Origin of the sequence: Lysobacter sp. Root690 (genome assembly GCF_001427785.1) — a bacterium.
Taxonomy (GTDB): Bacteria; Pseudomonadota; Gammaproteobacteria; order Xanthomonadales; family Xanthomonadaceae; genus Lysobacter.
Genome location: NZ_LMHM01000013.1, coordinates 249,092 through 265,687, shown reverse-complemented (window position 1 = coordinate 265,687; position 16,596 = coordinate 249,092). Strand labels below are relative to the sequence as shown.

Annotated in this window: 21 protein-coding genes and 1 pseudogene; 5 read left to right on the top strand and 17 right to left on the bottom strand. The window is 66.8% G+C overall.

Features of this window, described 5'->3' with window-relative positions:
• Positions 1 to 12: 12 nt before the first annotated feature.
• Positions 13 to 660: an SAM-dependent methyltransferase gene (locus ASD86_RS13185; RefSeq protein WP_056111114.1), complete on the bottom strand. Its 648-nt coding sequence runs from the start codon at positions 658 to 660 to the stop codon at positions 13 to 15.
• A 78-nt stretch (positions 661 to 738) separates the two neighbouring features.
• Between ASD86_RS13185 and yhbY the strand changes: the two genes are divergently transcribed.
• The 3 genes from yhbY to ASD86_RS13170 all read left to right on the top strand — a co-directional run bounded on the left by yhbY (position 739) and on the right by ASD86_RS13170 (position 2,195).
• Positions 739 to 1,044 (top strand): ribosome assembly RNA-binding protein YhbY, encoded by a 306-nt coding sequence (yhbY, locus tag ASD86_RS13180; RefSeq protein WP_036114097.1) that lies wholly within the window; start codon positions 739 to 741, stop codon positions 1,042 to 1,044.
• 123 nt (positions 1,045 to 1,167) lie between these two features.
• Positions 1,168 to 1,542, top strand: coding sequence for an Mth938-like domain-containing protein (locus tag ASD86_RS13175; RefSeq protein WP_056111111.1), 375 nt, complete (start codon positions 1,168 to 1,170; stop codon positions 1,540 to 1,542).
• Positions 1,543 to 1,622: 80 nt separating this feature from the next.
• Positions 1,623 to 2,195 carry a hypothetical protein gene (locus ASD86_RS13170; protein ID WP_157476589.1) on the top strand — a complete coding sequence of 191 codons (573 nt, stop codon included), beginning with the start codon at positions 1,623 to 1,625 and terminating at the stop codon, positions 2,193 to 2,195.
• Positions 2,196 to 2,310: 115 nt separating this feature from the next.
• Here ASD86_RS13170 and ASD86_RS26745 read toward each other — a convergent pair whose 3' ends face one another.
• From ASD86_RS26745 to surE, 8 genes are all read right to left on the bottom strand, one after another.
• On the bottom strand, positions 2,311 to 2,526 hold the full coding sequence (locus ASD86_RS26745; RefSeq protein ID WP_157476587.1) for a hypothetical protein: 216 nt from the start codon (positions 2,524 to 2,526) through the stop codon (positions 2,311 to 2,313).
• Positions 2,527 to 2,716: 190 nt separating this feature from the next.
• Positions 2,717 to 3,916, bottom strand: coding sequence for a hypothetical protein (locus tag ASD86_RS13165; RefSeq protein ID WP_056111108.1), 1,200 nt, complete (start codon positions 3,914 to 3,916; stop codon positions 2,717 to 2,719).
• Entirely contained in the window at positions 3,913 to 4,545 is a 633-nt protein-coding gene (locus tag ASD86_RS13160) for a hypothetical protein (RefSeq protein ID WP_056111106.1), read from the bottom strand. The genes ASD86_RS13165 and ASD86_RS13160 overlap by 4 nt, the downstream gene beginning before the upstream one ends.
• A 101-nt stretch (positions 4,546 to 4,646) precedes the next feature.
• Entirely contained in the window at positions 4,647 to 5,021 is a 375-nt protein-coding gene (locus ASD86_RS13155; protein WP_056111104.1) for a hypothetical protein, read from the bottom strand.
• On the bottom strand, positions 5,018 to 5,830 hold the full coding sequence (locus ASD86_RS13150) for a peptidoglycan DD-metalloendopeptidase family protein (RefSeq protein WP_056111102.1): 813 nt from the start codon (positions 5,828 to 5,830) through the stop codon (positions 5,018 to 5,020). Before ASD86_RS13150 ends, ASD86_RS13155 begins: the two co-directional genes overlap by 4 nt.
• Positions 5,831 to 5,927: 97 nt before the next feature.
• A complete protein-coding gene (locus ASD86_RS13145) occupies positions 5,928 to 6,539 on the bottom strand; it encodes a YqaA family protein (RefSeq protein WP_056111100.1) in 612 nt (203 codons plus the stop codon).
• 25 nt (positions 6,540 to 6,564) lie between these two features.
• Complete coding sequence (locus ASD86_RS13140; protein WP_036114076.1) at positions 6,565 to 7,245, bottom strand: protein-L-isoaspartate(D-aspartate) O-methyltransferase; 681 nt, start codon at positions 7,243 to 7,245, stop codon at positions 6,565 to 6,567.
• A complete protein-coding gene (surE, locus tag ASD86_RS13135; protein ID WP_056111099.1) occupies positions 7,242 to 8,054 on the bottom strand; it encodes a 5'/3'-nucleotidase SurE in 813 nt (270 codons plus the stop codon). Before surE ends, ASD86_RS13140 begins: the two co-directional genes overlap by 4 nt.
• A 166-nt stretch (positions 8,055 to 8,220) precedes the next feature.
• Here surE and ASD86_RS28265 point away from each other — a divergent pair, with 166 nt between their 5' ends.
• Positions 8,221 to 8,934 carry a LuxR C-terminal-related transcriptional regulator gene (locus ASD86_RS28265; RefSeq protein WP_162253663.1) on the top strand — a complete coding sequence of 238 codons (714 nt, stop codon included), beginning with the start codon at positions 8,221 to 8,223 and terminating at the stop codon, positions 8,932 to 8,934.
• A 554-nt stretch (positions 8,935 to 9,488) separates the two neighbouring features.
• A complete protein-coding gene (locus tag ASD86_RS13125; protein WP_056111095.1) occupies positions 9,489 to 10,067 on the top strand; it encodes a Smr/MutS family protein in 579 nt (192 codons plus the stop codon).
• Between the two features lie 18 nt (positions 10,068 to 10,085).
• Here ASD86_RS13125 and ASD86_RS13120 read toward each other — a convergent pair whose 3' ends face one another.
• The 8 genes and pseudogenes from ASD86_RS13120 to kdsA form a co-directional block, all read right to left on the bottom strand.
• Entirely contained in the window at positions 10,086 to 10,331 is a 246-nt protein-coding gene (locus ASD86_RS13120; RefSeq protein ID WP_148650462.1) for a hypothetical protein, read from the bottom strand.
• 189 nt (positions 10,332 to 10,520) lie between these two features.
• A complete protein-coding gene (gene truD, locus ASD86_RS13115; RefSeq protein ID WP_056112688.1) occupies positions 10,521 to 11,558 on the bottom strand; it encodes a tRNA pseudouridine(13) synthase TruD in 1,038 nt (345 codons plus the stop codon).
• Positions 11,559 to 11,718: 160 nt separating this feature from the next.
• The gene (gene ispF, locus ASD86_RS13110; RefSeq protein ID WP_036114063.1) at positions 11,719 to 12,192 is read right to left on the bottom strand and encodes a 2-C-methyl-D-erythritol 2,4-cyclodiphosphate synthase; all 474 of its coding nucleotides are present in this window, start codon (positions 12,190 to 12,192) and stop codon (positions 11,719 to 11,721) included.
• A gap of 468 nt (positions 12,193 to 12,660) precedes the next feature.
• Entirely contained in the window at positions 12,661 to 13,356 is a 696-nt protein-coding gene (gene ispD / locus ASD86_RS13105) for a 2-C-methyl-D-erythritol 4-phosphate cytidylyltransferase (RefSeq protein WP_056111090.1), read from the bottom strand.
• A gap of 219 nt (positions 13,357 to 13,575) precedes the next feature.
• Positions 13,576 to 13,908: pseudogene (gene ftsB, locus ASD86_RS27825) on the bottom strand (cell division protein FtsB); the annotation flags it as partial.
• 20 nt (positions 13,909 to 13,928) lie between these two features.
• Entirely contained in the window at positions 13,929 to 15,215 is a 1,287-nt protein-coding gene (eno, locus tag ASD86_RS13095) for a phosphopyruvate hydratase (protein WP_056111088.1), read from the bottom strand.
• Positions 15,212 to 15,745: a hypothetical protein gene (locus tag ASD86_RS13090; RefSeq protein ID WP_056111086.1), complete on the bottom strand. Its 534-nt coding sequence runs from the start codon at positions 15,743 to 15,745 to the stop codon at positions 15,212 to 15,214. The genes eno and ASD86_RS13090 overlap by 4 nt, the downstream gene beginning before the upstream one ends.
• Positions 15,745 to 16,578, bottom strand: coding sequence for a 3-deoxy-8-phosphooctulonate synthase (gene kdsA / locus ASD86_RS13085; RefSeq protein ID WP_046657456.1), 834 nt, complete (start codon positions 16,576 to 16,578; stop codon positions 15,745 to 15,747). Before kdsA ends, ASD86_RS13090 begins: the two co-directional genes overlap by 1 nt.
• Positions 16,579 to 16,596 lie beyond the last annotated feature (18 nt).

Sequence of the window (16,596 nt, the reverse complement as noted above, 5' to 3'; positions counted from 1 at the left end):
GATCGTCATGGATCAGGTCATCGCCGCCTTCTTGCCCTGCGCCAGCGCGTACACCTCCGGCGAGCGCTTGCGCGACGCCGCCGGCTTGCGGATCGAGACCTTGGCGTAGCGACGGCGCAGTTCGCGCACGAAATCGTCGAAGCCCACGCCCTGGAACAGCTTGATCAGGAACGTGCCCTCGACCTTCAGGTGCCGGTCGGCGAAATCCATCGCCAGCTCCGAAAGGTGCATCGCTCGCGGCAGGTCCACCGCGTCCACACCGCTCATATTGGGGGCCATGTCGGACAGAACAAGGTCCACCGGCTGCCCGCCCACGCTGGCCTCCAGTTGGGCCAGGACCTCGTCTTCGCGGAAATCGCCGAGGATGAACTCGACCCCGGCCAGGCTGGGCATGTCGAGGATGTCCAGGGCGATGACCCGCCCGGGCTGGCGCGCGTTCAGCCGGTCCAGCTCGCTGCGCAGCCATTGCGACCAGCCGCCCGGGGCGGCGCCCAGGTCGACCACGATCATCCCGGGCTTGAGCAGGCGGTCGCGTTCGACCAGTTCCTCGAGTTTGTAGGCCGCGCGCGAGCGCAGACCTTCGGCCTTGGCCTTCTTCACGAAGGGGTCGGAGTGGTGTTCCTTGAGCCAGCGCTGGCTGGATTTGCTTCGGGTCGCCATGAGCGGGCGGCCGTCCCGGTGGGGGTTAGGGACGCCATGATACCCTGAGCGCCCTTTACGCTTAGTACGTGTGACCCGATGCCCACCCTGTTGACCTCCGCCCAGACCCGTTTCCTGCGCGGACAGGCCCACGACCTCAAGGCCATGCTGCAGGTCGGCGGCAAGGGCATTACCGATGCGCTGCTGGCCGAAATCGACCATGCGCTCGAGCACCACGAGCTGATCAAGGTCAAGGTCGGCGCCGACGACCGCGAGGTCCGCGACGCCATGATCGCCGACATAGCTGAACGGACCGGCTCGGCCCTGGTCCAGCGGATCGGCCACACCGCCGTGCTGTACCGCCCGAGCAAGGAAAAGCGCCAGATCGTGTTACCGCGGTCCTGACGGCCGGGATTCGGAATCAGGGATTCGGGATTTGGCAAAAGCCTGAACTCCGTACAGCCAGCTAAAACCGGCTTCCGCCCTGCTTTTCCCAATCCCGAATCCCAAATCCCGAATCTCCGCCCCATGCAACTGACCCTGGAACGCCCCGACCACGAATTCTTCCTGCGCGGGGCCGACGGCCAGGTCGCGCTGGTCAACGACCGGCGGCTGCAGCGCAGTTTCGTCCTCGCCCCGAACCAGTTGATCGAGGATTGGGCGGTGAGCGACGTGCGCACCCTGACGATCGACGACCTGGAACCGCTGTTCGCGCTGGAGCCGGAGTTGATCGTGCTCGGCGGCGGCGCCACCCAGGCATTCCCGCCCGCCGCGACCCTGGCCGCCTGCCTGCGCCGCGGGGTCGGCCTGGAAACCATGACCAATTCGGCCGCCGCGCGCACTTTCAACGTGCTGGCCGGCGAAGGCCGCAAAGTGGTCGCGGGGTTCGTGCTGGGCGGGTGAGCATTTAAGCGGCCCGTTTGGCGCTGACCGTAAATTACGAGAATGCGACTGCGCGCCGATAGCGCTACGATCACATCGCAGTGGACGACCGTGAATTGCATCGAGGGCTCGACTTGACCGCAACCTGCAGTGCCTACGAAATCGATAGTGCGCCGCTGGACTCGCGCGAGCTGGATTATCTGCGTTCGAAAACATCGACTGCAGCGCCCCTGATCGGCGGCTTGGCGGCGATCACCCTCGGCGTAACTGTCATCGTGATGGCTGCGCCGGACTTGGACCGTGGAGGGTGGCTGCTCTGCTTCGGCATGCTGTCGCTGATTGGGCTATGGGTGGCACGGTGGATCAATCGCGATCAACGGACACTGCGCGCAGATGTAGCCGACGGCATCAAGCTTTGGCGCGACGGCCGCGTGCATGCGATGCGGATACGCGAGGACCCCGACTCCGGGCGATCGATCTATCATGTCGAAATCGCGATCGATCCCGATCCGGCAAGACTGATCGTTTCCACGATTTCCTCGACTTGTTACGAGGCCATCGAGAAAGGCGACCGGGTCCGCATCGCCTACTCGCCGCACGGCCGCCACCTGCTCGACTTGATCGACGGCGATTACCGATACATCGCCGCCGAAAGGCACGGCGCATCCACCTAGCCGTCATCCAATACCGTAGCCGAAACATCGGGCCGACAATCGAAGGCGGATTGAAGCCAGCCTGGGCGCACACCATCGCGCACAGGCTTCGCCCACCGCTCATCGCCCGAACGGCTCATTTCGCTGGCAAATACAGCAACGGATCGACCGGCTTGGCGTTGTAGCGCACTTCGAAATGCAGCATGTCGCGCGCCGCGCCGCTGCGGCCCATCTCGGCGATAAGGCCCTGAACATTCGATTCGTCCCGACGCGGCTTTTGTCGCTGTGCGTGTTCTGACATCGCTACGGCCCGGCGAGCGACGTCGACCTCGGGTTTTACGATGCGCACCATCTGCACATCGACACCGCCAGGTTCCGCATCTGGGGCCACGACTACACTTAACCACCTCGCAGTCGGCGTAAGCCACTCGGGTATCCACGACCTCGGCATCCGGGCCGCGCGCCGACGCCGATGTGCGGTGGAAGCATCCAGTCGACGCACGCACCCATCGTCGCGAACAAGCAAGCACCGCCGACCGCGGTCAATCCGATTTCTGGCGCAACGAGTAGCTGTACGAGTCGGTCCGCAGATGCAGAATGGTCTTGCTGACTGGCGCGTAGACGATGCGCACCGCATCCTCCGGCAGCAACGCATGAAACAAGCGACTTTCCACCAGGAACACGATCGTCCGCGGCGGCGACTCATCGACCGTCACCGTGATGAAGCAATAAGGACTGCCGCCTTCGGAACTCTCGGTCCGCATGTGGCTGATGCGGCCGCGGACGCTGAGCTTGATCCCCGTGTCGAGATCGGATTGCATCTTGTCGTCCTCGTTCGATGTGATGAACACCATCAGGGCCACCGCCACTAGAGCGGCGACCGCAACGACCGAGATCGCGCCTGCGCCCATGTCCTTCACGCCGGCCAACATCAGCACCGCCGCGAAAACCAGGCCCACGACGCCCAACGAAGCGATCATTCCGCAGCCACTCGTCCGCCTCGCGGTCAAGATCTTCCGCTCGTGTTCGTTGAGCGATCCGGTCTGGCGCCGCGGCGTGTCTTCGCTGCTCGCCGCGGGCTCTTCCGCGCGAAGCGCTGCAGACGCCTGCTGGAGATCGGGATCCGAGGGCGCGGACAAGGTTTTCCGACGCAGTGCACGCGCCGCATCACGCTGCGCCCTGCGTTGTTGCAAACGCGAATCGGCCGAGCTCGCGGGCGCCAACGCGGCCTGCAGAGCCACGTCCGGCGCGGCGAAATCGTACTCGCATCCCACCGCGACGACGCTGATGACGGTCTTGCTGGCCGGCGCATAGGCGACCCGGACTTGCTCGCCGTATTCAACCTCGAAAAACACGAGGGCCGGTGGGTCGAATTCGAGCGAGCACGGCGGCGTTTCCTCGGTTCGCAGCTCGATGCGGTAGCGCGATCGCTCGCCGTCGTGAGTTACTTTCGCCACCGTCGCCACGGCGAGCCGCTTGATGCCGCCGTCCATATCGGCCTGAAGGTTCGCGTTGGTGGCCCAGCTGCCCAGCGCCGTCAACGCCGCCAGTGCCAAGCCAAGGACTACGGCCACCGCGCTCAAGAAAGCGCCGTAACGCTCCCATGTCATCCACACCATCAACAGCGTGATCACGACGATCGCTATCGCACCCAACGCTCCGTTGGATTTGAGGGCATCCAGGCGAGCGATCTCGTCCTGGCTCAGCGGCTGCGTCTTGCTTTCGTCGGACGATGCCGTCATGCCGAGGTGCCCGCCCGGACCTTGTCTGGATCTGGACGCCGGCCATAGCGGCAATGCCCGGTCCTCAACTGAAGGATCGTCTTGCTGAGCGGGACATAGGCGATGCGCACGAGGTCGTCCGGCTTGACCTGCAGGTACAAGCGTTTTTCCACGAAGAACTTGATCTGTCGGGCGGGCGTCTCGTCGACGGCCACGGTGAGGAAGCCTGGACCGCTGGTCTCTTCGGAGTCCATGCGGACGATGCGGCCGGAGACGATCAATTTGATGCCGGCATTCAGATCGGACTGCAGCTTGCCGTCCTCTTTCGACAGCAGGAAACCCACCGCGGCCAGAAGGCAGACGACGACCGACGCGACGGCCGCGATCGCACCCACATCGAGGGTGTAAATCCCGCTCAGACCTAAGCAGATCGCGATGATCAGAGCCATCGCGCCCAGAAAGCCGATAATTCCATCGCAGCCTTCGCGCATGGACGCCAACACCACCCGGTCGTGCGGGTTGAGTGGCCGGCTCTGAATTTGCCCCGATATGGCATCGCTGCCGTCCGCGACGTCCCATTGAAGCTCATCGCCATCTTCGAGCGAATCCGGCAGTGGCTCGATCTGGGCTTCACGCGGCGATGTCGACATGCTGATCCTTCAGGCTGTTTCGCCGGCTTATTCTGCACCGATCCGGCTCACCGCACGCTGGCGGATGCTTCCGCACTCCAACATCGCGCCGCGGCGTACCGTCAAAGAACCGACGCGGCAACGATCCGCGTCGGCGCTTGAGGCGGCGCTAGACCCAACTGCGACAGTTTTCGCGCCATGCCTTCGGGCGTATTGAGCGTATGCAGCCAGCCGCCATCGGCCCGTCGATAGGAAATCAGGCCGCCATCGGTCAGCCACGCGACGAGGACCACGTCGCGCGCCAAGGCGCTGCGGTGTTCGGACACGGGGATATCGGAACCGAGCAGGTCCGCGGGCATCAGCGCGGGATCGGCATGCTTGAGCACGAACCGGCCCGGACAGTCGACGATGTCGGTCCATGGCCAGGCCGCTTTCAAAGTCGCGAAATCCATCGGCTCGCCCGGCGCCCCGCCGCGACGGCGGGTGCGATCGGTCACTTCGCCGGCAGGTACAACAACGGATCGACCGGCTTGGCGTTGTAGCGCACTTCGAAGTGCAGCATGTCGCGCGCGGCGCCGCTGCGGCCCATCTCGGCGATCTGCTCGCCGGACTTGACCAACTGGCCTTCGTTTACCAGGCGCTTGCGGTTGTGGCCGTAGGCCGACAGCCATTGTTCGTTGTGCTTGACGATGATCAGTTCGCCGTAGCCGACCAGGCCGGTGCCCGAATACACGACCACGCCATCGGCCGCGGCGCGCACCGGGGTGCCGCTGGCGCCGCCGATGTCGACGCCCTGCTTGGTCGGTTCGTTGGCGACGTAGCGACCCAGCAGCGGGCCGTCGGCGGGCCAGCGCCAGCGGATGCCGCTGTTGATCGGCGCGGCCGGCGTCGGCGCGGGCGTACTGGTGCGCGGCGGTGTGGTGCCGGCCGAGGACGAACCCGAAGACGATGGTGGGCGGCTGCCGTTGGACGGATACAGGCGCAGGCGCTGCCCCGGGTACAGATTGTACGGCGGCGACAGGTTGTTCCAGGCGGCCAGGTCGGCCAGCTGGATGCCGTTGTTGGCGGCGATGCGATACAGGCCTTCGCCGCGCTGCACGGTGTAGGTGGCGCCGTACTTGGGCTTGGACGCCGGCTGCGACGGGGTGGACGGACGCGAGCCGCCGGGACGCGCCGACGAGCCCGGACGGCTGTGGCCGCCGCGCGAGGGCTCGCGCACGACCGTGCTCGAACAACCGATCAGGGCGAGCGCGGCCAGCACGCAAGCGGCCATCGCCAGGGTCGGGGTTCGGGTCGTATGGGTCATGCCTGTCCTCGTGCCGCGTCGATCGTCGCGCCGATCGCCTCGGGTTAAATCCTGAATTAGATGCAGCCGTCGCGAACAGTCTGGCGGCAGGCGCGGCTTATTGCTGTGAACGCCACACCAGCCAGGCGATCGCGCCGGCCACGATCAAGGTGGCGATCCAGCCGATCGGCTCGATGTAGCGCCGCAACGCCTGCTCGGCGCGTTCGCCGCCGATGCGGATCGCCAGCGCCAGCAGGTACACACGCTTGCCGCGGCCGATCAACATGCTCGGGATGTATTGCAGCATAGGCACGCCGACGATGCCCGACGCCCAGGTGAACACCTTCATCGGAATCGGCATGAAGCCGCCGAGCACCAGGAAGGTGAACACCGCCCACGGCGACTCGACCATCTTGGCCTGGACCGTGGCGATGCCCGCTTCGATGCTGGTCAGCATGCCCAGCGAGGCGAACACCGGCTTGAGCGCTTCGAACGCGTAATGGCCCAGCGCATAACCGACCAGCGCGCCGGCCATCGAGCCGATCAGGCTCAAGGTCGCGAACCAGAACGCACGCCGCGGCTGAGCGACGCTCATCGGCGCGAGCATCACCTCCGGCATCACCGGGAAGATGATCGCCTCGATGAAGCTCAGGCCGGTGAGGTAGGCCGGCGCGTGCTTGTGCCGGGCCCAGGTGATGGTGCGCTCGTAGAGCGGTCCGAAGATCTTCAAATCGTGCCTCTGTCGCGAATCGTGTTCAGTCGATCATGCCCGACAGCAGCGGCACGAAGACCACCGGCGCGAGCGTGTGTTGGCTGATGGTGCCGTCGGCGTCCTTGCGCAGCTTGAGCAGCGACTGCGACGAAGCCGCGCCGACCGGCGCGATCAGGGTGCCGTTGGGCGCGAGCTGGTCGGTGAGCGCGTCGACCAGCGCCGGCGCCGCGGCGGTGACGATGATCGCGTCGAACGGGCCGTTCTCGGGCCAGCCGATGCGGCCGTCGTCGTGCTTGCTGCGCACGTTCAAGCCCAATTGGCGAAAGCGCTTGCGCGCGGTACGCAGCAGTTCGCCGATGCGTTCGACGGTATGCACTTCCAGGCCCAGCGCGGCCAGGATCGCGGCCTGATAACCCGAACCGGTGCCGATTTCCAGCACCTTGCCGGGAATGCCGTCCTCAAGCAGGGCCTCGGTCATCTTGGCCACCACCCACGGCTGCGAAATGGTCTGGCCGTGGCCGATCGGCAGCGCGGTGTCTTCGTAGGCGCGCATCGCCAACGCTTCGTCGACGAACAGATGCCGCGGCACGGTGCGGATCGCGTTGAGCACGCGCTCGTCGCGCAGGCCCGATTCGCGCAGGCGCTCGACCAGGCGGTCGCGGACCCGCTGCGAGGTCAGCCCGCTGCCGATCGCCTCGGGCTGCAGACGCATGCGCTGGATCATTGCGAGCGCTCCGCGTCCGGAGTTACAACAGCCACCGCGTCATCGAGCGCGCTGGCCAGGCCGCCGACCCAACTGGCGACCTGCTCCAGGGCCTGATAACGGGTCAGATCGACATGGATCGGGGTGATCGAGATATTGCCGGTGCGCACCGCGTTGAAATCGGTGCCCGGGCCGGCGTCGGCCTCGGCGCCGGCCGCGCCGATCCACCACCACTGGCGGCCACGCGGATCTTGTTGCTGCACGCAGGCTTCGGCGCGATGGCGATTGCCCAGGCGGCTGACTTCGAACCCGGCGATCTCGCTCCACGGCAGATCGGGCACGTTGACGTTGAGGATGGTGTCGGCCGGCAACGGGTCGGTGCGCAGGCGGGCGATGATCTCGACCGCCGCGCGCGCGGCGCTTTCGTAGTGATGGCCGACGTGATCGGCGGTCGCCAGCGACACCGCGACCGCGGGCAGGCCGAGGAAGCGGCCTTCCATCGCCGCGGCGACGGTGCCCGAATAGATCACGTCGTCGCCCATGTTGGCGGTGTTGTTGATGCCGGACACGACGATGTCGGGCTCGATCTCGAGCATGCCGGTGATCGCCACATGCACGCAGTCGGTCGGCGTGCCGTAGACGCGCCAGGTGCTGTCGTCGAGCTTGCTCACGCGCACCGGCATGTCCAGGGTCAGCGAATTGCTCGCGCCGGAGCGGTCGCGGTCGGGCGCGACCACCAGCACTTCGTGACCGGCGTCGCGCAGGCCCTGGGCGAGGATGCGAATGCCGGGGGCGTCGACACCGTCGTCGTTGGAGACCAATACGCGCATGAGACTCCGCAAGTAAAAAGCTGGCAAACCAGCCCCAGATGATACCCGATATGGCCGGCGCCCCCGCGCCGCACGCGGCGGCCGAGCGGCGTTATGATGAGCCCACGACCGCCGGGACGCAGGTACACAGCACGGCATGGAGTATTGGGATCATATCGATCGCGTGATGCGCGCCAACACGATGGACGAGGTGAAGTCGTTCACCGCGGCGTATACCAAGGCCATCGGCTTCGAGCATCACGGCTATGCGACGAAACTGCGCGAACCGCTGAGCGGCGGCGCGGACTTCCTGTTCTTCGAGGATTTCGACAGCGACTGGTCCAAGACCTATCCGCGCCTGTTCACGCCGCAGGCCGAGCAGACCGATCCTCGCATCGTGATGTCGCGCGAAGGTTTTCCGGCGGCGGCCTGGAATTCGCGCGGCCGCACCAACTACGAACCGCCCGGCGCCTCGCTGGCCCAGCGCACCCGCAAGACCCTGATCCAGGCCGGCGAATTCGGCCTGCACGGCGGCATCACCGTGCCGAGCTGGTCGCCGTCGACCCATTGGGCTTTCACCACCTTCACCCACAAGGCCGTGCTCGATCCGCGCGAGCTGATCCCGCTGATCGGCGAGTCGGTGTATTTCGTCAGCTGCATGCACGCCGCGATCGATCGCCTGCTGCGGCGGCCGCGCAGCGCACCGCGCCTGAGCGAGCGCGAGTGCGAAGTGCTGCGCTGGTCGGCGGTCGGCAAGACCTCGTGGGAGATCTCGATGATCCTGCGCATCAGCGAGCGCACGGTGAATTTCCATCTGCAGCAGGTCTCGCGCAAATTGGGCGTCAAGGGCCGGCGCGCGGCCTGCGCGCGCGCGGTGGCGCTGGGGTTGATCCTGCTGTGAGGCGGTGACGGCGCGCTCCGCGCCGCGCTTGATGTCCGGGTTACACGATCAATCGACACTTTGCCGAATCTGCCGTTTCGTCGATAACTGACGATGGCCTGCGTCAGGACTGACCGGTCCGAGCCGTATCCAGAAGGATCGCTCGGCCGATGCGTTATCCAAAGCACATCAAGCTTTCGCCTTAAGCCTGCGTACTCGCGGCGCGTTGGCCTCATCGGCGATGCGGCGCGTTCGCACTGCCCTGCCCGCTCGTGCATGCGCCTGTCAGTTCTTACAGGCGCCGCATCGGTGCCGCGTGCGCCATGTTCAACTTCGCACCGCGGTACACGTCGAGGCATGCGCGCTTGCGCGAGGGGACTTGCCGACCGACTCCGCGGCAGCAGTTTTCCCCGGTGCCGGCCCGATACCGACGGTCCGCAAGTCCCAAGGAAGGGCCGGGGCTTTTAATGGCGCGGCGTCTGATCGCGCTGGGTTCGATGGCCCGGTTTCGACGACGCGGCCCGATGACCCGCCCGTTGCCTGCACCACGGCCCCGCGCCGACTATCCTGTGGCCATGACGCCCCCGCCCGACCGCCCCGACGACGACAGCGACGACGCGGCCCTGTTCCGCGCCGCGATCGGCGAGGTCCGCCGCCTGCCCGATGCGGTCCTGCCGCCGACCGCGCCCAAGCCGCGGCCGCGCGCGCGCATGGCCGAACGCGACGAAGCCCTGGCGCGCGAGGAATTCCGTCACGCCCTCGACGAGAGTCTGCTCGAGGCCGGCGACGCGCTGAGTTATCGCCGCGACGAATTGCCGCCGCGGGTGTTCGCGCGCCTGCGCCGCGGCGAGATCTCGGCGCAAGAGGAACTCGACCTGCACGGCAGCCCGGCGCGCGAAGCCGAAGCGCTGCTGCGCGCCTTCCTCAACGACGCGCGCGAACACGGTCTGGGCTGCGTGCGGGTGATCCACGGCAAGGGCCGCAACGGCGGCAGCGACTATGTGGACAGCCGCGGTTTGCCGGTGCTCAAGAATCTGGTCGACCGGATGCTGCGCCAGCGCGCGGACATCCTCGCCTTCCACTCCGCGCCGCCCGCGCAGGGCGGCACCGGCGCGGTGCTGGTGTTGCTCGCGCCGCCGCAGCGGCGGCGCTGAGCGGCGCGGCGATCGCGCTTATTCGACCTGCTGCGCCACGGCGCGTTCGCGATTGGGCGGATTGATCCACACCACGCCGATGCCGCGGCGCCGGGCGATGCGCTCGACCGTGGCGATGTAGCGATCGTCGCGGCTCATTTCCGAAGAGGCCTGCGGGGCGACGCTGGCGGGTTCGACATAGCTGCTGCGGGCCTGGGTGCCGGCGCAAGCGGCCAACCCCAGAACGGACAACGACAGGACGGCAATACGCGATAGAGCGTTCATGACCTGGGCTCCCTGACGTGCATGGAACCCGGTCCCGAAACCGGAGCCGGGCGGCAGCCGGCCCCTGCCGACTGTTACTTGGCTTATACGCCCGCTGAAACCGTGATCCAGTGCCGGCCGATACCACCCGACGAGCGGTCGGGTTTGAGGCCGGGATCAGGAATTCGTGGTTCGGGATTTGCGCTTTGGCTAGGCGTGGGCGCCGGATTCGATCTCGCCCAGTTCGGCCAGGACCACGGTCGCGTAGGCGCCGGCCGGCAAGGCGAAGCCGACTTCCAGCACATCGTCCTCGAGCCAGCGCCACGCCGGTGCGTCCGGGCGCAGCCGCAGCGCGCGGCGCTCCTGATCCAGACCGGCCAGTTCCAGGCCGGTGCGCAGGGCCACCGCCTGTTCGCCGTGCAGGGCCGACAGCTCCAGTTCGCGCACTTCGTCCTGGCTGCGCAGTTCACCGCGGCCCCACAACGGGCCGCTGGGGTGCAGGTCGAATTCGGCCAGACGCTGGGCCAAGGTGTCGTTCCACGGCTCCGGACCGAACACGCTGCGGCTGCCAGCCAGCGCCCAGACCTCGCCGGCCAGCGGCGCGCCCTCGCGCAGACCGCTCCAACTGCGGTCGTTGACGCGCGCGGCCAGCACCCGATTGAACAATTCCGAACGCGCCGCCGACAGCAGCATGCTGCGCTGCTCGCGGCCCATGCGGCGGCCGGCGAACATCGCCAGCGCATTGGCGACGTTGTCGCCGCCGCGGCCGAAACGTTGTTCGCCGAAATAGTTGGGCACACCGTGCGCGGCGATCTGCGCCAGTCGCGCTTCGATCGCCTCGCGCTCGCCTTCGACGTTGCGCAGGGTCAACACGAAGCGATTGCCGGCCAGCGCGCCGCGCGGCAGTTTCTTCGCATGCCACTGGTGTTCGAGCACGCGCAGGTCGTCGCTTTCCAGCAAGGCCAGATCGGGCGCGACGCGCTTGGGCAGATGCACGCTGAAACGCTGCACGGTGACCGCGTGGCGGTCCTTCATCCCGGCATAGCCGATGCCGACCTCGCCGATGCCGGCCCAGGCCGCCAGCCGCTTGGCCGCGAACGCGGTGTTCATGCCGCGCTTTTCGATGGTCAGCAGCAGATGCTCGCCGCTGCCGCTGGCGGCGAAACCGGGCAGTTCCTCGACCCGGAAATCCTCGGGCGCGTTGCGGATGCGCGCGCGCAGCGCGGGCGCGCCGTGGGCGCGCGGCAGGCTGTGCTCGGGCGCGGACGTCGCTTCGATGTTGATGGTCGACGCGTCGTGCGAGGGGTCGTGCGAGGTTTGGTCGGGGAAATTCAAGTCGTGCTGATCCGTGGAAGCGTATTGCAGTGAAGTAGCGTAATCGCGCGGCGTTATTCGCGACGCGGCGCGCTCAGGCGCGCAGCAGCAGACATACCGCCATCGCCGCGATGCCTTCGCGGCGGCCGGTGAATCCCAATTGTTCCGAGGTGGTGGCCTTGACGCTGATCGCATCGACCTCGACGCCCAGATCGGCCGCGATCGCCTCGCGCATCGCCAGCGCATGCGGGCCGACCTTCGGCCGCTCGCAGACCACGGTGATGTCGGCATTGCCGAGGCGATAGCCGCGTTCGCCGATCAAGCTGTTGCAGTGACGCAGGAACGTACGGCTGTCGGCGCCGCGCCAGCGTTCGTCGCTGGGCGGAAAGTGCTGGCCGATGTCGCCGAGCGCGAGCGCGCCGAGCATCGCATCGCACAGCGCGTGCAGGACCACGTCGCCGTCGGAATGCGCCAGCACGCCGCGATCGTGCGGCACCCGCACGCCGCCGAGCATGACGTGGTCGCCGTCGCCGAATGCGTGGACGTCGTAGCCTTGGCCTATGCGCATGGTTGGGGTCTCTGGGGTGGGATTGGGGATTGGGGATTGGGAACAGCGTACTCACCTATCGTCATTCCCGCGAAGGCGGGAATCCAGTGACTTCAAACGTTCTCGCACGAAAGTCGCTGGATTCCCGCGTTCGCGGGAATGACGACCTGGAGGCATGGTGCTGAAGTCTCTGGATTCCCGCCTTCGCGGGAATGACGGGCTGGTTGGAACGCGCTGAAGTCTCTGAGACGGAAATGCCAACGGCGCAACACCCAAATGATCCATCGGCAAAGCAAAGTGCCGATCTATCGGTTTTTCAAACTGTCGACTTGTCGAGCATTCGACATTCGACATTCGACATTCGACATTCGACATTCAACATTCAACATTCAACATTCAACATTCAACATTCAACGTTGGCGTTCGGCGTTCGATCATCAAACAAGCAAACCAGCAAACCAAGCATCACTTCTCTCAACACCCCACCAATCACCCCCGCCCAGCCCTCAACAAAAACTCCGCCAACACCAGATCCGCCGGCGTCGTCACCTTCAAATTATCCTCGCGCCCCTCGACCAGCACCGGCTTCGCGCCGACACGCTCCATCGCCGAAGCTTCGTCGGTCACGATCACGCCTTGCGCCGCCGCGTCGTTCAGCGCCGCGGTCAGCGCGCCGCGCGCGAACGCCTGCGGGGTGAACGCGCGCCATAGGCCGTCGCGCGGTTCGGTCCTCGCGATGCGGCCGGACTCGGCGCGCTTGAGGGTGTCGCGCAGCGGTGCGCCCAGAACCGCACCGTCCGCGCCGTCGGCGCCCGACTCGGCCGCGGCGATCAGCCGGTCGATATCCTCGCCGCGCAGGTTGGGCCGCGCCGCGTCATGCACCAGCACCAGCGCGTGCTCGTCGACCTGCGCCGGCAAGGCGCGCAAGGCGGCCAGCACCGAATCGGCGCGTTCGCCGCCGCCGACGCAACGCAGCACCGGTTTGCCGCACAACTGGGTCCAGCCCGGCCAGCGTTCGTCGTCGGCCGACAACGCGACCATCGCCCCGGCGATGCGCGGATGCGACAGCAACGCGCTCAGGGCGTGTTCGATCAGCGGCTTGCCGGCCGCCTGCAGGTATTGCTTCGGGGTTGGCCCGCCGAAGCGCCGGCCGCTGCCGGCGGCGGGAATCACGGCCCAGATCATGCGGCGCTCCAGAAGATCATGCTCGGTCCGCCTTGATCGGATCGAACCGCCCGAGCGCGGGCGGCATCGATCGGATCAATGCGCGGGAGCCGGCGCGGGGTGAGGTTCGGGCGCGGCCGGCGGCAGTTCGGTCGGCGGTTCATCGACCTGCTCTTCCAGGCCCGGCTCGGCGTCCGCATCGGGCACGTCCTGCACCGGACCGTTCTGGACCGCGCTGACCGCCGCCGCCGCGTTGGGACCGGGCGCCGACGGCCGCGCTTCGACCACGCGATAGAAGGTCTCGCCCGGCCTGATCATGCCCAGCTCGCTGCGCGCGCGTTCCTCGACCGCGGCTTCGCCGGACTTGAGGTCCTCGACTTCGGCCGCGAGCGCATCGTTGCGCTGCTGCAATCCCTGGTTTTCGCGGACCTGCCCGTCGACCTGGGCCTGCAACGCCGACACGCCGCCGCCGTTGCCGCTGGCCCACCACAAGCGGTACTGCAGGAAGGCGAGCAGGCCCAGCAGCGCCAGTACCAGCACGCCGAGCCAGCCCCTACCCGTCTTCTCGCTCATCGTGGCGGACCCGGCCGCGCTCAGCGACGCAACGACACGAACGCGTCGCGGCCGGCGTAGCGCGCGCCCGCGCCGAGCGCTTCCTCGATGCGCAGCAACTGGTTGTACTTGGCCACGCGATCGCTGCGGCACAGCGAGCCGGTCTTGATCTGGGTCGCGGTGGTCGCGACCGAGAGGTCGGCGATGGTGGTGTCCTCGGTTTCGCCGGAGCGATGCGAGATCACCGCCGCGTACTTGGCGCGGTCGGCCATGGCGATGGCTTCCAGGGTTTCGGTCAGGGTGCCGATCTGGTTGACCTTGATCAGGATCGCATTGGCCACGCCCTTGTCGATGCCCTCGGCGAAGATCTTCGGGTTGGTCACGAACAGGTCGTCGCCGACCAGCTGCACCTTGTTGCCGAGCTTGTCGGTCAGCAGCTTCCAGCCGCTCCAATCGTCCTCGGCCATGCCGTCTTCGATGGTGATGATCGGGTACTGCGCGGCCCAGCCGGCGAGGAAGTCGACGAACTGCTCGCTGGTCAGACGCTTGCCTTCGCCGACCAGGTGGTACTTGCCGTTATCGAAGAACTCGGTGGAGGCCACGTCCAGGCCCAGCAGGATGTCTTCGCCGGCCTTGTAACCGGCCTTGCCGATCGCCTCGAGAATGGTTTCCAGCGCTTCTTCATTACTGCGCAAGTCCGGCGCGAAGCCGCCCTCGTCGCCGACCGCGGTGCTCAGGCCGCGGCCCTTGAGCACCGACTTGAGCGCGTGGAACACCTCGGCGCCGGCGCGCAGCGCTTCGGCGAAGTTCGGCACGCCGACCGGCAGGATCATGAATTCCTGCAGGTCGACATTGTTATCGGCATGCGCGCCGCCGTTGATGATGTTCATCATCGGCACCGGCAGCACTGCCTGGCGGTCGCCGGCCAGGTACTTCCACAGCGGCAGCTTCTTCGACGCGGCCACGGCGTGGGCGTTGGCCAGCGAAACCCCCAGCAGCGCGTTCGCGCCCAGGCGGCCTTTGTTCTCGGTGCCGTCCAGATCGATCATGCGGCGGTCGAGGCCGGCCTGATCGGTCGCGTCCAGGCCCTTGAGCGCCTGGGCGATGGTGGTGTTGACGTTCTCCACCGCCTTGCGCACGCCCTTGCCGAGGTAGCGGGTCTTGTCGCCGTCGCGCAGTTCCACGGCTTCCTTGCTGCCGGTGGACGCGCCGGACGGGACCAGGGCCCGGCCGAAGCTGCCGTCGGCCAGGGTGACCTCGGCTTCCAGGGTCGGGTTGCCTCGGCTGTCGAGGATTTCGCGGGCGTGGATCTGGGTGATCGAGGTCATGGGGTCGAGGAGGTCTGAGTGGAAAGATGGGTTTGCAGGTCGGCGAGCTTGGCCCGGCTGGCCGCAGTGTCGTCGAGTTTGAACGAACCGGCCAAGGGGCGTATGCCGTCGTTCGCAGTTTTCGGCGGGTTGGCCAGGATCAGGTAGTCGGCGCCGGCGCTGAGCGGGAAGTCGCAGTTGCTGACGCCGCTGTGCAATACGAGAGGCGCGGCGGCCGCGTTCGCGCCGGATCCCGCGCCCTTGAGGGCGCGCGTCAAGGTGGCATCGGCCAATTGCGTCGGCAAGGCGAAGCTCACGTTCATGGGCACGTTGCCGGTCATGATGCGCAACGCCAACTCGTCCTGCTCCTGGGTCAGCGGGTGGACCGTTTCGACATGGGCGATGAGGATCCATGCGGCGGTATTGGCCACCTCGACCGCAGCCGGCTGCCGATACGTCGTACTGCAGGCCATGGCCGCGCCGCAGCTCAGACTCAGGCCCGCAAAAAGCGCGAGTGCCCGCGACACCCCGACTCCCCAGCCGCGCGTCATCAGAAATCCTGTTCCAGGAACCCGTTCTTCTTGGTGATCCGGTCCAGTTCGACCAGGGTCTCCAGCAGGCCGCGCATCTTCGGCAGCGGCACCGCGTTAGGGCCGTCGGACAGGGCTTCCTCGGGGCGCGGATGGGTTTCCATGAACACGCCCGAGACGCCGACCGCGATCGCCGCGCGCGCCAGCACCGGCACGAACTCGCGCTGGCCGCCGGACTTGCCGTCCATGCCGCCGGGCAACTGCACCGAATGGGTCGCGTCGAACACCACCGGGCAGCCGGTGTCGCGCATCACCGACAGCGAACGCATGTCGGAAACCAGATTGTTGTAGCCGAAGCTGGCGCCGCGTTCGCAGGCCATGATCTGCTCGTTGCCGACGGCTTGCGCCTTAGCGGTGACGTGCTTCATCTCCCAGGGCGACAGGAACTGGCCCTTCTTGATGTTGACCGGCTTGCCGGCGCGCGCCACGTTCTGGATGAAATCGGTCTGCCGGCACAGGAACGCCGGGGTCTGCAGCACATCCACCACCGAGGCAACCTCGGCCAGCGGCGTGTATTCATGCACGTCGGTCAGCACCGGCACGCCGATCTGGCGCTTGACCTCGGCCAGCACCTTGAGCCCCTCCTCCACGCCGGGACCGCGAAAACTCGTCGCCGAGGTGCGGTTGGCCTTGTCGAAGCTGGACTTGAAGATGAAAGGGATGCCGAGCGCGGAGGTGATCTCCTTGAGCTGGCCGGCGACATCGAGCTGCAACTGCATCGATTCGATCACGCACGGGCCGGCGATCAGGAAGAACGGTTGATCCAGGCCGACGTCAAAACCGCAGAGTTTCATGGTGTGTTTCCAATTGAA

What these genes read in the sequence shown, in the direction of transcription:
- ispD (WP_056111090.1), bottom strand. Translation starts at nt 13,356, where the DNA reads ATGATCTGGGCCGTGATTCCCGCCGCCGGCAGCGGCCGGCGCTTCGGC.
- ASD86_RS26745 (WP_157476587.1), bottom strand. Translation starts at nt 2,526, where the DNA reads ATGGTGCGCATCGTAAAACCCGAGGTCGACGTCGCTCGCCGGGCCGTA.
- kdsA (WP_046657456.1), bottom strand. Translation starts at nt 16,578, where the DNA reads ATGAAACTCTGCGGTTTTGACGTCGGCCTGGATCAACCGTTCTTCCTG.
- ASD86_RS13185 (WP_056111114.1), bottom strand. Translation starts at nt 660, where the DNA reads ATGGCGACCCGAAGCAAATCCAGCCAGCGCTGGCTCAAGGAACACCAC.
- ASD86_RS13120 (WP_148650462.1), bottom strand. Translation starts at nt 10,331, where the DNA reads ATGAACGCTCTATCGCGTATTGCCGTCCTGTCGTTGTCCGTTCTGGGG.
- ASD86_RS13165 (WP_056111108.1), bottom strand. Translation starts at nt 3,916, where the DNA reads ATGACGGCATCGTCCGACGAAAGCAAGACGCAGCCGCTGAGCCAGGAC.
- ASD86_RS13090 (WP_056111086.1), bottom strand. Translation starts at nt 15,745, where the DNA reads ATGACGCGCGGCTGGGGAGTCGGGGTGTCGCGGGCACTCGCGCTTTTT.
- ASD86_RS13175 (WP_056111111.1), top strand. Translation starts at nt 1,168, where the DNA reads ATGCAACTGACCCTGGAACGCCCCGACCACGAATTCTTCCTGCGCGGG.
- surE (WP_056111099.1), bottom strand. Translation starts at nt 8,054, where the DNA reads ATGCGCGTATTGGTCTCCAACGACGACGGTGTCGACGCCCCCGGCATT.
- ASD86_RS13160 (WP_056111106.1), bottom strand. Translation starts at nt 4,545, where the DNA reads ATGTCGACATCGCCGCGTGAAGCCCAGATCGAGCCACTGCCGGATTCG.
- eno (WP_056111088.1), bottom strand. Translation starts at nt 15,215, where the DNA reads ATGACCTCGATCACCCAGATCCACGCCCGCGAAATCCTCGACAGCCGA.
- ASD86_RS28265 (WP_162253663.1), top strand. Translation starts at nt 8,221, where the DNA reads ATGCGCGCCAACACGATGGACGAGGTGAAGTCGTTCACCGCGGCGTAT.
- ASD86_RS13125 (WP_056111095.1), top strand. Translation starts at nt 9,489, where the DNA reads ATGACGCCCCCGCCCGACCGCCCCGACGACGACAGCGACGACGCGGCC.
- ispF (WP_036114063.1), bottom strand. Translation starts at nt 12,192, where the DNA reads ATGCGCATAGGCCAAGGCTACGACGTCCACGCATTCGGCGACGGCGAC.
- ASD86_RS13140 (WP_036114076.1), bottom strand. Translation starts at nt 7,245, where the DNA reads ATGATCCAGCGCATGCGTCTGCAGCCCGAGGCGATCGGCAGCGGGCTG.
- ASD86_RS13150 (WP_056111102.1), bottom strand. Translation starts at nt 5,830, where the DNA reads ATGACCCATACGACCCGAACCCCGACCCTGGCGATGGCCGCTTGCGTG.
- yhbY (WP_036114097.1), top strand. Translation starts at nt 739, where the DNA reads ATGCCCACCCTGTTGACCTCCGCCCAGACCCGTTTCCTGCGCGGACAG.